This is a genomic window from Serratia sp. AS12 (assembly GCF_000214195.1).
In the GTDB taxonomy this organism is placed as follows: domain Bacteria; phylum Pseudomonadota; class Gammaproteobacteria; order Enterobacterales; family Enterobacteriaceae; genus Serratia; species Serratia plymuthica.
On sequence record NC_015566.1, the window covers coordinates 3569414 to 3584579 of the forward strand.

12 protein-coding genes are annotated in these 15166 nt (G+C 55.7%); 9 read left to right on the forward strand and 3 right to left on the reverse strand.

The window, feature by feature from the left end:
• Positions 1–175: 175 nt before the first annotated feature.
• Positions 176–922, forward strand: a complete 747-nt coding sequence (locus SERAS12_RS16695; RefSeq protein ID WP_006326620.1) for a helix-turn-helix transcriptional regulator — start codon at positions 176–178, stop codon at positions 920–922.
• Between the two features lie 58 nt (positions 923–980).
• On the opposite strand, the gene SERAS12_RS16700 is transcribed toward SERAS12_RS16695, so the two are convergent.
• The gene (locus tag SERAS12_RS16700; protein WP_006326621.1) at positions 981–2090 is read right to left on the reverse strand and encodes an SDR family oxidoreductase; all 1110 of its coding nucleotides are present in this window, start codon (positions 2088–2090) and stop codon (positions 981–983) included.
• Between the two features lie 258 nt (positions 2091–2348).
• On the opposite strand from SERAS12_RS16700, the gene SERAS12_RS16705 reads away from it, so the two are divergent.
• The 3 genes from SERAS12_RS16705 (at position 2349) to sbcB (ending at position 4351) form a co-directional block, all read left to right on the forward strand.
• The gene (locus SERAS12_RS16705) at positions 2349–2558 is read left to right on the forward strand and encodes a hypothetical protein (protein ID WP_013813757.1); all 210 of its coding nucleotides are present in this window, start codon (positions 2349–2351) and stop codon (positions 2556–2558) included.
• Positions 2559–2634: 76 nt separating this feature from the next.
• On the forward strand, positions 2635–2823 hold the full coding sequence (locus SERAS12_RS16710) for a DNA polymerase III subunit theta (RefSeq protein ID WP_013813758.1): 189 nt from the start codon (positions 2635–2637) through the stop codon (positions 2821–2823).
• Between the two features lie 100 nt (positions 2824–2923).
• Positions 2924–4351, forward strand: coding sequence for an exodeoxyribonuclease I (gene sbcB / locus SERAS12_RS16715; RefSeq protein WP_013813759.1), 1428 nt, complete (start codon positions 2924–2926; stop codon positions 4349–4351).
• Between the two features lie 273 nt (positions 4352–4624).
• Here the strand turns inward: sbcB and SERAS12_RS16720 are convergent, their stop codons facing one another.
• Both SERAS12_RS16720 and SERAS12_RS16725 read right to left on the reverse strand, forming a co-directional pair.
• Positions 4625–5992 carry an APC family permease gene (locus SERAS12_RS16720; RefSeq protein WP_013813761.1) on the reverse strand — a complete coding sequence of 456 codons (1368 nt, stop codon included), beginning with the start codon at positions 5990–5992 and terminating at the stop codon, positions 4625–4627.
• A 533-nt stretch (positions 5993–6525) separates the two neighbouring features.
• On the reverse strand, positions 6526–7944 hold the full coding sequence (locus tag SERAS12_RS16725) for a glutamine synthetase family protein (RefSeq protein WP_006326689.1): 1419 nt from the start codon (positions 7942–7944) through the stop codon (positions 6526–6528).
• Between the two features lie 394 nt (positions 7945–8338).
• Between SERAS12_RS16725 and puuR the strand changes: the two genes are divergently transcribed.
• The 5 genes from puuR to SERAS12_RS16750 all read left to right on the forward strand — a co-directional run bounded on the left by puuR (position 8339) and on the right by SERAS12_RS16750 (position 15062).
• The gene (gene puuR / locus SERAS12_RS16730; RefSeq protein ID WP_013813763.1) at positions 8339–8896 is read left to right on the forward strand and encodes an HTH-type transcriptional regulator PuuR; all 558 of its coding nucleotides are present in this window, start codon (positions 8339–8341) and stop codon (positions 8894–8896) included.
• Between the two features lie 20 nt (positions 8897–8916).
• The gene (locus tag SERAS12_RS16735) at positions 8917–10197 is read left to right on the forward strand and encodes an FAD-binding oxidoreductase (RefSeq protein WP_013813764.1); all 1281 of its coding nucleotides are present in this window, start codon (positions 8917–8919) and stop codon (positions 10195–10197) included.
• A 122-nt stretch (positions 10198–10319) separates the two neighbouring features.
• Entirely contained in the window at positions 10320–11831 is a 1512-nt protein-coding gene (locus SERAS12_RS16740) for a sugar ABC transporter ATP-binding protein (RefSeq protein WP_013813765.1), read from the forward strand.
• Positions 11828–12823 (forward strand): ABC transporter permease, encoded by a 996-nt coding sequence (locus SERAS12_RS16745; protein ID WP_004947008.1) that lies wholly within the window; start codon positions 11828–11830, stop codon positions 12821–12823. Before SERAS12_RS16740 ends, SERAS12_RS16745 begins: the two co-directional genes overlap by 4 nt.
• Positions 12824–13076: 253 nt before the next feature.
• Positions 13077–15062, forward strand: coding sequence for a ligand-gated channel protein (locus tag SERAS12_RS16750; RefSeq protein WP_013813766.1), 1986 nt, complete (start codon positions 13077–13079; stop codon positions 15060–15062).
• The last annotated feature ends 104 nt before the right edge of the window (positions 15063–15166 follow it).

The following is a 15166-nucleotide window of genomic DNA, read 5'->3' on the forward strand; positions in this document are numbered from 1 at the left end:
TCCTTCTTCTCTGTTGGTCTTCATTAGCACCTTATCGTCATGTAGGGGTCGCCCCTACACTGCCTGCGTGAACGCTGTCCACTCTTTTAGATTTAGCTAATTGCTAAATTAAACGCAAGCAGTTTTTAGCAAAAACGATATTTACCTTTTTGCTAAAGAATGCAATCATCCGACGATGGAAACCAAAGAAATAAGACGCAATAATTTGCGCGACCTGATGGCCCGCTACGCCCGGCAAGGCGTTAACCAGAATGAGTTTGCGATACTGGTTGAGTCCTCCGCGCCGACGCTAAGCCAAATCACCGGTGAGAAATCCTCCCGCAACCTGGGCGACAACCTCGCCAGGCGGATCGAGGCCAAACTGAACCTGCCGAAGGGCTGGTTTGACGTTTTCCATGAAAAACAGCTGGTGCGCCCTTTCGATAACGTGGCGGCAGAGTCGGATTTTCAACCTGCCCGCCTGAAACCGGTGGTGTGGGAAGATACCGAACAAGACAAGGAAGAGTTTGTGGAAATTCCCCTGCTGGATATCGATTTCTCAGCCGGTGATGGTTGCTATGAAATCGTTGATCGTGAAGAGTTCTCACTGATCTTCCGCCGCTATTATCTGCACAAGATGGGGGTGGCGGTGAATGCCGCGCGGATCATCCGTATCTCCGGCTCCAGCATGGAGCCACGCCTGCAGGACGGCGACGTGGTGGGCATCAACACGGATGACACCCGCATCCGTGAAGGTAAAACCTACGCTATCCGCCACGGCAATCTGCTGCGGGTGAAGGTCTTGATCGAGCAGCCTGACGGCGGCGTGACGATCCGTTCCCTGAACCGGGAAGAATATCAGGATGAGCATCTGAGTTATGCGCAGCGTAAAGACCAATTGGTGGTGCTGGGCCGCGTTTTCTGGTCTTCTTCATCCTGGTAATGGCAAAGATATCCCCGATAAATTTCGTCTGTAGCCAGGCGAGCGATTCGCCCTGACTTTATTTGAAATCCACCACCATTTGCTGCTGGATCGATAAACCGCGAGTGGACTGTACGCAACAGGCAATGTAGTCGGTAAAACGCGGTGGTTTCGGCATACCCAGTTTAAGGATTTTTTCGTTGCTGAAACGAACGTTGAGCATGGCAAATGAGCCATACAGGCGCATCGCCTTCAGCATCAGCCGCTCGTTGCACGGCCCGAAAATATCCTTTAGCTGCTTGCGCATTTTCAGCAACGCTTCGTAACTGACCTGTGCATAACGATCGCCAAGCGGCGGTTTCTCCAGCGCGGCGGCAATGGCGCTATCGATATCCGCGAAACTGACGCTGCACTCTTCCCCTGCGGAGATGTGGTAAACGTCATTATCCAGCGCTTCACTGTTCAGTAGCATTACCATCGCATCGGCGCAGTAATCAACCGGGATCACATCGATATTGTCCTGCAACGAGCACATAAACTTGCGCAGCATCAGCGCCATGCTGAACACCCAAAAAATACTGCTGGAAGGTTGGCAGCCAAGGCGAGTATGCCCCACCACAATGGAAGGACGGGCGATCACCAGCGGCAGTTGCGGGCAGCGTTGACGCATCAACTGTTCAATGGTGGATTTGGACCGGGTGTATTCCACCAGATGCTCGGCGGTTTCTTCAAACTCTGCGCTTTCTGCCACCAGTGAACCCGGCTCAGGCGCACAAGACATGGCGGTGCCCACGTGCAGAAAACGTTTCAATCCTTCCACCTGCGCCATTCTTTCGGCAAAGGCCAACGTGCCTTCAACATTAACCTTCCAAATAAGTGGGTTATTGCCAAATGACGCTACTGCCGCACAATTGATAACGTGCGTTACATTGTTAATACGTGTGTCAGACAAAAAATTAGCAGGCTCACTTAAATCGCCCAACAATATATTTTCTATCGTGATTTTAGAAAATAACTCAGCATCAATATTAAATTTCTCCATATTAATACGAATGCGATCTAATCCTTGCTGCGCGCTTTCGGCACGCACTAACAGCAGATAGTTAATTGACTGATTTTCATTCAGTAATTTCTCAAGGACTGCACCACCAAGAAAGCCGGTAGCGCCGGTCAATAGCAGCGTTTTCATAATATGTACCCACATTGGCATTGAATGTCGCTAATTGTATGCGGAGATAATTAAACGAATATTAAATGGAACTCAGTAGCTCTGTGTTATCTTTTCTTAATATTGTCTTAAGGAATATCCTGAAACACCGTTACGGTATTTTGTAACACATTCAATAAAAAACAATCCGTATTAAACAACGCCGTTTATCGACCATTGATACAAGCTCTGATTTAATTTACCGGTCAATACCTTTCACTTTTATCGTCAGGAGTTTCTATGAGCTATAACCAAAAAGCCTGGTTGAGCATTTTGGTCCTGTGCAGCGTTTTCTGGCTGGCGGTGTTCGGCAGCGTTCTTTCGGTCAATCGGGTCGTCGAACGTGACCATCAACAAAGCCAGGAGGCGCTCACGGCGCAAACCTCACATAGCTATCATGCCACTGCCGCATCTGGCCACAGCCTGCAGGCAGAGTCGCGGGCCTTGTGAGACTCCCCCCTGAATGGGGTAGGGACAAGTACCGCTAACGATCCTATGATGCCCTTTAGTTCACAGGGAGAAGAATATGGGTCGAAAGCTGGATAGCTTACCGCAGGCAGAACGTGAAAGAATTGAAGCCGATTTACTCGCACTTAGCGTCATTTATAACGAGCGTTATGGCATTGCTTCCAACGCCATCAGCGCTGAAGAACAAGTCCCCGACCACTTACGCCCCTACTTTCATCAGCGCCTGAACTACTACCGCAATGCGTAATCCTTCGCATTTGGGCGATTAACGGTAACGACCGCTTGGCATCGTGCATCCCGCCGTTACAATAGAGGCATATTCCCTACGCCAAGTGAGAGATGCGATTTTGAGCAGTAAGGCACCGGCCACATTCTACATCCACGATTACGAGACCTTCGGCAAAAGCCCATCGATGGACCGCCCGGCGCAGTTTGCCGGCGTGCGTACCGATATGGATTTCAATATCATCGAAGAACCTCTGGTCATTTACTGCAAACCGGCCGACGATTACCTACCCGATCCTGAAGCGGTGATGATCACCGGTATCACGCCGCAACTGGCGCTGGCCAAAGGCGTTAACGAAGCCGACTTTGCGCGCGAAATCCATCAGGCGTTCAGCGTGCCGGGCACCTGTATTCTGGGTTACAACAATATCCGCTTCGATGACGAAGTCAGCCGTAATATTTTCTATCGCAGCTTCTATGATCCCTACGCCTACAGTTGGCAAAACGGCAACTCCCGCTGGGATTTGCTTGACGTGATGCGTGCCTGCTATGCGCTGCGGCCGGAGGGCATCGTTTGGCCGGAGAACGAAGATGGGTTCCCCAGTTTCCGCCTGGAACATCTGACTCGCGCCAACGGCGTCGAGCACGAGCATGCCCATGACGCCATGTCGGACGTTTACGCCACCATCGCCATGGCCAAGCTCGTGAAGCAGGCGCAACCGCGGCTGTTTGATTTTCTGCTGCAACACCGCAACAAACACAAGCTGAACGCCTTGATCGATATCGCGGAAATGACGCCGCTGGTGCACGTTTCCGGGATGTTCGGCGCAGCGCGCGGCAACACCAGTTGGGTATCGCCGCTGGCCTGGCACCCGGACAACAAGAATGCGGTGATCATGTGCGATTTGGCCGGCGATATGACCCCGCTGCTGACCTTGAGCGCCGACGAACTGCGTGAACGCTTGTATACCCGCCGTGAGGATCTGGCGGCCGACCAATCCCCGGTGCCGATCAAGCTGGTACATATCAATAAATGCCCGGTGCTGGCACCTGCCAAGACGCTGCTGCCGGAAAACGCCGAGCGATTGGGTATCGACCGCCAGGCCTGCCTGCAGAATTTGCAATTGCTGCGCCAGAATCCGCAAGTCCGCGAGAAGGTGGTGGCGCTGTTCGCCGATGCCGAGCCTTTTAAAGCCGTCGACGATGTGGACGCCAGGCTGTACGACGGTTTCTTCAGCGATGCCGACAAGGCGGCGATGAGGATCATCCAGCAAACCAAGCCGCAGAATCTGCCGGCCCTGGATCTGACCTTCAGCGATGGACGCATGAAAGAGCTGCTGTTCCGCTTCCGCGCCCGCAACTACCCGAATACGCTGGATGACGCCGAGCAGCGCCGCTGGTTGCAGCACCGTCAGGAGGCCCTGAGCGCCGAACGGGTGCAGAGCTACGTGCTGCAGCTGGAATCACTGTATAACCTGCACGAAGGCGATAAAGAAAAGACTGCGCTGCTGAAAGCGCTGTTTGAATACGGCAAAGAGTTGGTGGGCTAATAAAAACAACAAAGGGCGCAATGCGCCCTTCAGACTGCTGACAAAGCCCGTTATTAGGGAGAGCGTGCCGAAGGGATCGTAGCGGCTTGCCCGCCGACCAATTTGCCGGGAGCAAATTGGAACGACTTCATGTCGGCCCGCAGGGTGGGACACACGGACGTGTCCCATAATGGCCCCTCGGTGCGCTAGGCCCGGGTATCTCGGGTTCAAAGACAACTTTGTCATCAAAATCAAGGGCGCAATGCGCCCTTTTTAATGATGTCCGGTTAAGCTTTATGCCACGTCTTCACTGGCCTGCGGCACCGGAAGACGGAAGCTGCGGGTCACGAAAGCCAGATAAATCAGACCAATCGCCGCCCATACCAGCCCCAGCGTCATTGAGCTGGTTTCCAGATTGAGCCACAGCGCACCTACGGTCAGCGCACCCAACACCGGCAAAATCAGGTAGTTGAAGGTGTCTTTTACGGTACGGTTCAGCTTGTCGCGGATATAGAACTGCGAAATCACCGACAGGTTCACAAAGGTGAACGCCACCAACGCACCGAAGTTAATCAACGCCGTCGCCGTCACCAGGTCAAACGACACCGCAGACAGCGCAATCACGCCGACCAGCAGTACGTTCAGCGCCGGGGTACGCCATTTCGGGTGCACATAACCGAAGAAACGCTCCGGGAATACGCCGTCGCGGCCCATCACATACATCAGGCGCGAAACACCGGCGTGCGACGCCATACCTGAAGCCAGTACGGTTACGCAGGAGAACACCAGGATCACCGACTGGAAGAACTTGCCGGCCACGTACAGCATGATTTCCGGTTGGGACGCGTCAGGATCTTTGAAGCGCGAGATGTCCGGGAAGTACAGCTGCACGAAGTAAGACACCACAATGAAGATGATGCCGCCGATCAATGCCGTCAGGAAGATGGCTTTCGGGATCACTTTCTCTGCGTCTTTGGTTTCCTCAGACAGCGAGCTGATGCCGTCAAACCCGAGGAACGAGAAGCACAGAATGGTCGCACCGGTAATCATCGGCACCACGTGCGCATTCTCAGACCAGAACGGACGGCTGCTGATCAGCGTGCCCGCGCCTTCGCCGTGGGAAATACCGTTCACCACCAGGCAGAGGAACACGATCATGATCGCCACCTGCACTACCACGATGATGGAGTTCAGGTTCGCCACCAGCTTGATGCCGCGCAGGTTGAAAAGGGTCATCAGCGCGACCAGCGCCGCCACGAAAATCCATGAAGGCACGCCCGGGAAGATGGCTTCCAGGTAAATTTTGGCCAGCAGGATGTTGATCATCGGCATGAACAGATAGTCCAGCAACGACGACCAGCCCACCATAAAGCCGACGTGCGGGCTGATGGCTTTCTGAGCATAGGTATAAGCAGAACCGGCGGACGGGAATTTCCGCACCAGTTTGCCGTAGCTCAATGCGGTAAACAGAACCGCCAGCAGAGCAAAGGCGTACGCAGTGGCGACGTGACCATCGGTCAGGCCGGATACGATGCCGAAGGTATCGAAGATGGTCATTGGCTGCAGGTAAGCCAGCCCCATCATCACTACCGGAACTAAAGTCAGGGTTTTACGCAGTTGTGCGCGTTGGGCTGGAGCAGCGCTGATGATGTTATCGGACATGACGCAGCCCCCCCTTACCTTCTGCCTTGCGGAGCGTAGACACGCCAAGACTTAAGGTTGCGGGGAAACTTCGCAACGTGCGACTGAATTCAAAAAGAAGGGGATTGGAAGCTGGATAACGGGTCAAGATGGCCTTGACTGCTCCATAATCGCTGCGACCGCAGCGGAAACCGGCGGGCGCCGGCGCTAAAGTGAAAAATTGCCCCATCTTTCTTATCCTCATGAGTCACGACCATAAAGTTTTGTTTGATCGCGCACGAAACTATTTATCTATCCGGATCGGTGTCCGGCCTCGCTTGGTGTATGAAACGCACAGTTGTTAGAACACAAATGCAAAAAAAATAACCGACGCTTTAAAACGTCGGCTATCTGCATTAGTCATATTTTGCACCAGAAAGCGGCCGGATGACAAGATCCGGAAACCTTCTTACACAAATTCTTTTGGCGATTGTGCTCAAAACCCGCCCGCAAGGCGAATTATTCCGCTATCAATCCGCTTATCACCAGAATATTAACATTCAGTTTACCCAGGCTCAGGCGTTTTTCAACATCCAGTCAATTTCGGTTTCCGTTACCAGCCGCTCAAACTGCATCAGCTCATCCATCTTGCAAGCATGATAAACCTGCGCAAAGCGTTCGCCCAGATACTGCGTCAGCTCATGCTGGTGCTCAAACTCATACAGCGCATCGCTTTGTCGGATCGGGAACGGCAGCCCTTCCTGTTCCAGTCCGTTGCCGGTCACTGGCTCAGGCAGCGGCAGCTCGTTGTCCAGGCCGTACAAGATCCCAGCCAGAATCGCCGCCACTACCAGATAGGGATTGGCATCGGCACCGGCGACACGGTATTCCACCCGGTGATTCTCCGGATCGCTGCAGGGAATGCGCAGCGCGACAGTGCGGTTATTATGCCCCCAGGAAGCCTGGGTAGGCACATACATCCCCGGTTGGAAACGACGGAAGGCGTTAATGTTGGGGGCCAGCAGCGCCATGGAGGCAGGCATCAAAGTGATCATCCCGGCCAGCGCGCGGTGCAACAGCGGCGAGTCTTCGCCATCCGCATCCGTAAACAGATTCTTGCCGTCACCGTCCAGCATGCTGATATGCACGTGCATGCCGCTACCGGCGTACTCCTCATAGGGCTTCGCCATAAAGGTCGCGTGCAGATGATGATTTTCCGCCACCAGCCGCACCAGGCGTTTCAACGACAGTGCATGATCGCAGGCCAGCAGCACGTTATCGGTATGGTTCAGGTTCACCTCGAACTGGCCGGGCGACGCCTCCGCCACCGCGCCGTCCGCCGGCAACCCCTGCATCTGCGCCAGAGTGTCGATGTCGTTCAACACCTCAGCGAAATGATTCAGGTTATCCAGCGAGTAGACCTGGCTTTGCATGTTTCGCTCCTGGGTGCCGGGCGAACAAGGGGGTTGCAAATAACCTTCAGAGTCTCGCTGTCGATCAATGAGATAGAACTCCAACTCTACCGCTACCACCGGGAACATGCCGCGCTGGCGCAACGCCTGCCACACTCGATTCAGGACATTACGGGGTTCAACGTCAAAGGGAGTACCATCTTCATCCAGCATGGTCAGCAATACCTGACCGATATTGTCCGGGTCCGCCGCCGACGGGGTCAGCGATCCGGCCACCGGCATACACACGCGGTCCGGCTCGCCCAGTTCCTGGCCCAGGCCCGCCTCTTCCACCACGTTGCCCAGAATATCCATAGCGAATACCGAGGCGGGGAAGTAACAGCCTTTTTCCAATTTTTTCAGCCCGGAGACGGGAATACGTTTACCGCGGAAGGAACCATTCAGGTCTGTGAGAAGGATATCGATATACTGCGTTGAGGGATGGCGTTCCAGATAGTGAGCAACCTCACGTTGGAACGCGCTACTTCGCCTCTCTTCATTATGCTGTGCAAAATTTTCAACTGCTGCGATATTGGTTTGCATACATCACCCGCCATTATGCTCTAAGGACGCTTGCGCATCCGTCTGCCGATCGGTTCAACACATGGTCTGATTTCTCTGTAGACTGCGCCCTGTCTGGCGCTCAAAATAACATCCATAATATGAAACATAGCCTTAACACAAATGGTTTGCAAATGTTACAATCCCGTTTGATTATTCGCCACCGGCTGCTAAATTGATAAAATATTGACCGAAAAGGCGTTGACTGCCTTTTAACGAACAGAATTTCGTCCGCCAGAACGGGGGTGACTATGGGCAATATATTTTCCAAATCTACCTTAACTACCGATATCATGCTGTGTCGATATCCCTCAGACAGGCACCCGACCCTGTTATTCATTTCTGCCTGTCGTCCCTATCAGAAGGAAGTACCGCTATGAGCGAAGTCAGCTTGGCGCCGGGTAAGCGCCTGTCACAGATCCGTCTGCAATTGGGTTTGTCGCAGCGCCGAGTCGCCGAACTGTCCGGGTTAACCCACAGCGCAATCAGTACCATCGAACAGGACAAGGTCAGCCCGGCCATCAGTACGCTGCAAAAGCTGCTGAAGGTGTATGGGCTGTCGCTGTCCGCCTTTTTTGCCGAACCGGAAGCCGCCGATGAACCCAAAGTGGTGATCGACGCGGAGGATCTGATCGAAATCGGCAGCCAGGGCGTGTCGATGAAGCTGGTGCACAACGGCAATCCGGCGCGCAATCTGGCAATGATGCTGGAAACCTATCAACCCGGCACCACCACCGGCGAGAAGATCAAGCATCAGGGCGAGGAGATAGGCACTCTGCTGGAAGGCGAAATAATGCTGACCATCAACGGCCAGACCTATTGCCTGACCGCCGGCCAGAGTTACGCCATCAATACCGGCATTCCCCACAGTTTTAGCAATACGTCGGCGCGCGTCTGCCGAATCGTCAGCGCGCATACGCCCACCACCTTCTGACCGATTCTGGCGGAGGAGTCATGACGGAACATGTTGCCAGCTATTATGCCGCCACCGCCAATCCGTTCGCGCCCTATCCGGCGCTGAACGAAGATATCCGCTGCGACGTCTGCATCGTTGGCGGCGGTTTTACCGGCCTGTCGTCGGCGTTGCATTTGGTCGAGGCCGGTTTTGATGTGGTGCTGCTCGAGGCTGCGCGTATCGGTTGGGGCGCCAGCGGCCGCAACGGCGGTCAGGTGGTCAACTCTTACAGTCGCGATATCGATGTGATCGAGGCGCGTTACGGCGCAGATACCGCCGCCATGCTTGGCGGCATGATGTTCGAAGGCGCGGAGATTATCCGCAACCGCATCGATCACTACGCCATCGCCTGCGACTATCGCCCCGGCGGTATCTTCGCCGCGCTGAACCCTAAACAACTGCGTACGCTGGAACACCAACAGGCCAACTGGCGGCGCTATGGCAATGCCCGACTGGAGCTGCTGGACCAGCAGGCAATTAGGCGCGAGATAGCCAGCGAACGCTACGTGGGAGGGCTGTTGGACCACAACGGCGGCCACTTGCACCCGCTCAATCTGGCATTGGGCGAAGCTGACGCGATACGCCGTCACGGTGGGCGGCTGTACGAACAGTCGGCGGCCACGCGTATTGATTACCGCCAACCGGCCAGGGTGCACACCGCACAGGGGTCGGTCACCGCCGGTTTTGTGATTATTGCCGGCAACGCTTATCTGGGCGACAAACTGGAGCCGCGCCTCAGCCGGCTGAGCATGCCGTGCGGCTCGCAAATTCTGACTACCGAACCGCTGTCAAAAGACATGGCGCTGTCGTTGCTGCCCAATAACTTTTGCGTCGAAGACGGCAATTACCTGCTGGATTATTTTCGCCTGACCGCCGATAACCGGCTGCTGTACGGTGGCGGCGTGGTTTACGGCGCGCGCGATCCGGTCGATATCGACCCCTTGATCCTGCCCAAGCTATTAAAAACCTTTCCGCAATTGAAACAGGTGCGTATCGATTACCGCTGGAGCGGCAATTTCCTGCTGACGCTGTCGCGCATGCCGCAGTTCGGCCGGCTGGAGAATAACGTCTATTACATGCAGGGTGACAGCGGCCATGGTGTCACCAGCACCCATCTGGCAGGCAAGCTGATTGCCGAAGCGCTGCGCGGCGATGCCGAACGTTTTGACGCTTTCGCCCGGTTGCCGCACCTGCCCTTTTTCGGCGGGCGTCAGTTCCGCGTTCCCTTCACCGCCCTCGGTGCGGCCTACTATGCGCTGCGGGACCGTTTGGGATTCTAGCGCGCCTCTCCAGGAATTTTTTCGTCTCAGTTATGCCATTTAGTTTGTTGCCAAAATCGCAATCTGTGTTAAAAAAGAAGATCTTTAGCCATCTAAACACCTAAACGTCTTTTAATCACACTATGCCAACCGCAACGCCCTCACGCCTCGAGATGCGCAATATCTCGATCGCCTTTGCCGGATTCAATGCGCTGCAAAACGTCGACTTCACCCTGCAGGGGGGCTCCACGCATGCACTGGTCGGTGCCAACGGCGCGGGAAAATCAACGCTGATGGCGATCCTCTCCGGTGCGCATGATCATTACCGCGGCGAGATCTTTATCGACGGCCAAAAAGTCGATATTCACTCACCGCTGCAAGCCCGCCGACACGGCATCCACGTGGTGCAGCAGGAGGTGGACGTAGCGCTGATCCCCACGCTGTCGGTGGCCGAAAACATCATGCTCGACTGGCTGAACGAACCGGGCCATCTGCTCAACTGGGCGCAGATGTACCGCCAGGCTGCGCAACTGCTTCAGCAACTGGATTTATCCCTCAACCTGCGCCAGCGCCTGGCAGAGTGCACGCTGGCGGAAAAACAGCAGGTGTTGCTGGCACGCGCGCTGTCGCATCGCTGCCGCTTCCTGGTGCTCGATGAACCCACCGCCCCGCTCGATCGCGCCGAAAGCGAGCGCCTGTTCCGCGTGGTGCGTCGCTTGCAGTCCGAAGGCATCGGCATTGTGTTTATCTCCCACCGCATTCACGAGCTGAGTGAAATTTGCGATCGGTTGACGGTGCTGCGCGATGGCCGCCACGTCAGTGAAGATGCCATGCAGGGGTTGGTCGGCGAGCAGATTGTCGAGAAAATGCTTGGCCACCGGTTGGACGATATCTTCCCATCACCGCGGCCGCCGCACGGCACGCGCACGCTGTTGCAGGTAGAGAGCCTGCACGATCGCCACAAGCTGCGCGACGTCTCCCTGCGGCTGCATCAGGGGGAGATTTTGGGTATCGCCGGGTTGGCCGGCGCGGGCAAAACCGAACTGTGCAAGGCGCTGTTCGGCGCCTCGCCGGCCCGAGTTGAACGCGGCGAGCTGCGCGGCAAGCCCTGGGCACCGCGCGCACCGCATCTGTCCGTTGAACAGGGGCTGGCGCTGGTGCCGGAAGAGCGCCGCAAAGAAGGCATATTTATTGATGAAGCCATCCCGATGAACCTGAGCGTGAGCGCCGACGACAGTTTCTCGCGCTGGAGCCTGTTCAGCCGCCGAGAGGAGCTGCGCTGGGCGCGCGATATCATGCAACGCCTGAACATTCGCGCCTCCGGCCCGCAGCAGAGGCTAAAAAGGCTTTCCGGCGGCAACCAGCAAAAGGTAGCCATCGGCAAATGGCTGCGTGGCGATGCCGACGTGCTGATTTTCGATGAGCCGACCAAGGGGGTGGATATCAAGGCCAAACAGGAGCTGTTTACCCTGATCGACGGCCTGGCGCGCGACGGCAAAGGCATTATCTACGCCTCCGGCGAGTTCTCGGAGCTACTCGGCCTGTGCGATCGCATCTGCGTTCTGTGGGACGGCCGTGTGGTGGCGGAGCTGAACGCCGCCGATATTGATGAAGAAACCCTATTACTGTATTCCACCGGAGGAACCCCTGCGTGAGTAAAGAATTATCCCTGCCCAATGCACAGCCCTGGCGTCATCAGCTGTTTGAGTTTCTCTACAAATGGGGGATGTTGCTCACCGTTGTCGCGCTGATCGCCTTGTTCGGGCTGGCGTCGGACAACTTCCTCGATCCCAACAATATCATCAACATTCTGCGCTCCATCGCCATCGTTACGGTGATCGCCATCGGGGTGTCTATCTCGTTGTCGGTGGGCGGTTTCGATCTTTCCGTCGGCTCCACCGCCTCACTGGCTAACGCGCTGGTGGTCTCGCTGTTCGTTTGGTACGGCTTCGGTACCACCGGCGCGATTGTGCTGACGCTGCTGATTTGTACGCTGGTTGGCCTGTTCAACGCCTTCCTGATTGTGGTGTTGAAGATCCCTGACATGCTGGCGACGCTGGCCAGCCTGTTTGTGATCCAGGGCGTTGCCATGACTTACAGTTACGGCGGATCGATCACCCAAAATATGCTGTTGCCGAATGGCGATATGGCCGAGGGGCTCATCCCGGACATTTTCTCCGCGCTGGGCCAGGTACCGGTGATTGTGCTGATTATGCTGGCGGTCACGATTGTGGTGCAATTGTTCCTGTCGTTGACCAAACACGGCCGCCGCATGTACGCCATCGGCGGCAACCCGGAGGCGGCGCGCCTTTCGGGGATCCGCACGGTACGTTACAAGGTCGCCGCGTATGTGATTTCCTCGCTGCTGGCCTCGCTTGGCGGCATATTGCTGGCGTCACGTATCGGCTCTTCACAGGTTAACGCCGGAGGCGGTTATCTGATGGATGCCGTCGCCGCCGCCTACATCGGTTTCTCTCTGGCCGGCTCCGGCAAACCCAACGCGCTCGGCACGCTGGTCGGTGCGGTGATCCTCGGCGTCTTACAAAATGGGCTGGTGATGCTTTCAGTCCCCTACTATGCGATGGATATTATCAAAGGGCTGGTACTGGCTCTGGCGCTGGCTATCACCTACATCCAAAAACGCTGACTTTCCCCCGGCGCGCCCTGCCGCGCCGGTTTTCCCTTTAATTCATCCGGTTACCTCTCCCTACCTCTTTTTAAGCATACAAATGATACGAATTATCATTTGCGTTTACATTCAGTTTTAAATCCTTACAATGGCCTGACGAAATACTGCCGAAATGATGTCCCCTGCCACGACAGGGAACCGTTTCTACCTATTATTCAACCCGTTAAGTCGACACCTTTGTCGAATTACAGCAAACCAGGAAAGGTTGCCCATGGAAAAGCCACGCTATAACAAACTCACCGCACTGATTATCGCCTCACTCGCCAGCACCGGCGCACTGGCGGCGCAAGAGGATACCCAGGACACCATGGTGGTGACCGCCTCCGGTTTCCAGCAAAAAATCCAGGATTCCGCCGCCTCTATTTCAGTGATCCCACGCCAGCAGATCGAAGACAAAGCCTACCGAGACATCACCGACGCACTGAAAGACGTGCCGGGCGTGGTGGTCACCGGCGGTGCCAGCAGCAGCGATATCAGCATCCGTGGCATGTCCTCCAAATACACCCTGATTCTGGTGGACGGCAAACGCGTGGACACCCGCGGCACCCGCCCGAACAGCGACAACTCCGGTATCGAACAAGGCTGGCTGCCGCCGCTGGAGGCGATTGAACGCATCGAAGTGGTGCGCGGGCCGATGTCTTCGCTGTACGGCTCCGACGCCATGGGCGGCGTAATCAACGTCATCACTCGCAAAACCTCCAGAACCGAGTGGAAAGGTTCGCTGCACGGCGACGCCACCTTCCAGGAACGCAGCGATTCCGGCGATATTTTCCAGACCAACGCCTACGCCTCCGGCCCGCTGATTGAAGGCCTGCTCGGCCTGCGGGTCAATGGCCTGCTGTCGCGCCGCGCCGAGGACAAAATCGTTAACGGTTACAACGAGCAACGCATGCGCAGCGGTACTGCGGTATTCAGCCTGACGCCGGACGACAAAAACGAATTCGACTTTGAAGTCGGCCGTTCGCTGCAGGACCGTAACAGCACGCCGGGCGAATCGGTAGTCGCGGAACGTTGCAGCAAAGGTAAATGCACCCCAAGCACGCGCAGCGAAAGCCTTTATACCCGTACCAACTACGCCCTGACCCACAATGGCTATTACGATTTCGGCAATACCACCAGCTACATTCAGCGCGAAGAGACGAATAATCCCGGCCGCGACATGAAGATGTATAACACCATCTTCAACACCCAGAATCAGTTCGAACTGGGTTCCCATATGCTGAACCTTGGCGGCCAATACCGCTACGAAAAGCTGGGCGACAGCGGCAACAAGCTTGAATCCGCCCAAGGTCTGAACCAACTGACCCGCTGGAGCTGGGCGCTATTTGCCGAAGACGAATGGGCGCTGACTAACGATTTCAGCCTGACCAGCGGCATCCGCATGGATCAGGATCAGAACTACGGCAACCATTGGACACCACGCATGTACGGCGTCTGGCACCTGACAGAGCAGTGGACGTTGAAAGGCGGCGTATCCGCCGGCTACCGCTCACCGGACCTGCGTCAATCTTCCGCCAGTTGGGGACAGGTTACCGGTGGCGGCGTGCGCAAGGGCATTATTGTCGGCAATCCGGATCTGCAGCCAGAGAAGAGCCTGAGCGAAGAGATCGGCCTCATGTGGGACAATCAGCAGAATCTGAATGCCGGCGTAACGGTATTCAACACCGACTTTAAAGACAAAATCACCGAAGTAAGACGCTGTGAGGATACGCCAGACTGCACCATCGGCGGCGATCTCTATGACTTTATCAGCGATCGCACTAACGTCGATAAAGCCAATATGCGCGGCGTGGAAGCCACTTTCGGCTGGCAGATCAGCAAAGAGTGGAAGTGGAACACCAACTACACCTTCACCTCGTCAGAGCAAAAAAGCGGCGAGTTCCAGGGCAAGGCGCTGAACCAGATGCCGAAGCACATGCTCAATACCGTACTGGACTGGCAGGCCACCCATGACGTTAGCCTGTGGTCACGCGTCAACTTCCGCAGCAAGACATCGGAATACCTGAGCCGCACCTCAATGGCCAAGAACACGCCATCCTATACCTTTGTTGACGCCGGCCTCAGCTACCAGGCGAATAAAGACCTGACGGTCACCGGCGGTGTTTACAACATTCTCGACAAAACCGTCGATTACGATAACTACAACACCACCCTGGACGGCCGCCGTTACACCGTCGGCATGACGTACAACTTCTGATGCCAACAGGGGCGCGCGCTGCGTGCTCAAAACGCTAAAACAGAAAGGCCCGGTATCTGTACGACACCGGGCCTTTCTGTTGTCAAAATAGCTGACTTTCAAAA

Coding starts and splice junctions, on each gene's coding strand:
- SERAS12_RS16695 (WP_006326620.1), top strand. CDS start 176: ATGGAAACCAAAGAAATAAGACGCAATAATTTGCGCGACCTGATGGCC.
- SERAS12_RS16700 (WP_006326621.1), bottom strand. CDS start 2,090: ATGAAAACGCTGCTATTGACCGGCGCTACCGGCTTTCTTGGTGGTGCA.
- SERAS12_RS16705 (WP_013813757.1), top strand. CDS start 2,349: ATGAGCTATAACCAAAAAGCCTGGTTGAGCATTTTGGTCCTGTGCAGC.
- SERAS12_RS16710 (WP_013813758.1), top strand. CDS start 2,635: ATGGGTCGAAAGCTGGATAGCTTACCGCAGGCAGAACGTGAAAGAATT.
- SERAS12_RS16720 (WP_013813761.1), bottom strand. CDS start 5,992: ATGTCCGATAACATCATCAGCGCTGCTCCAGCCCAACGCGCACAACTG.
- SERAS12_RS16725 (WP_006326689.1), bottom strand. CDS start 7,944: ATGCAAACCAATATCGCAGCAGTTGAAAATTTTGCACAGCATAATGAA.
- puuR (WP_013813763.1), top strand. CDS start 8,339: ATGAGCGAAGTCAGCTTGGCGCCGGGTAAGCGCCTGTCACAGATCCGT.
- SERAS12_RS16735 (WP_013813764.1), top strand. CDS start 8,917: ATGACGGAACATGTTGCCAGCTATTATGCCGCCACCGCCAATCCGTTC.
- SERAS12_RS16740 (WP_013813765.1), top strand. CDS start 10,320: ATGCCAACCGCAACGCCCTCACGCCTCGAGATGCGCAATATCTCGATC.
- SERAS12_RS16750 (WP_013813766.1), top strand. CDS start 13,077: ATGGAAAAGCCACGCTATAACAAACTCACCGCACTGATTATCGCCTCA.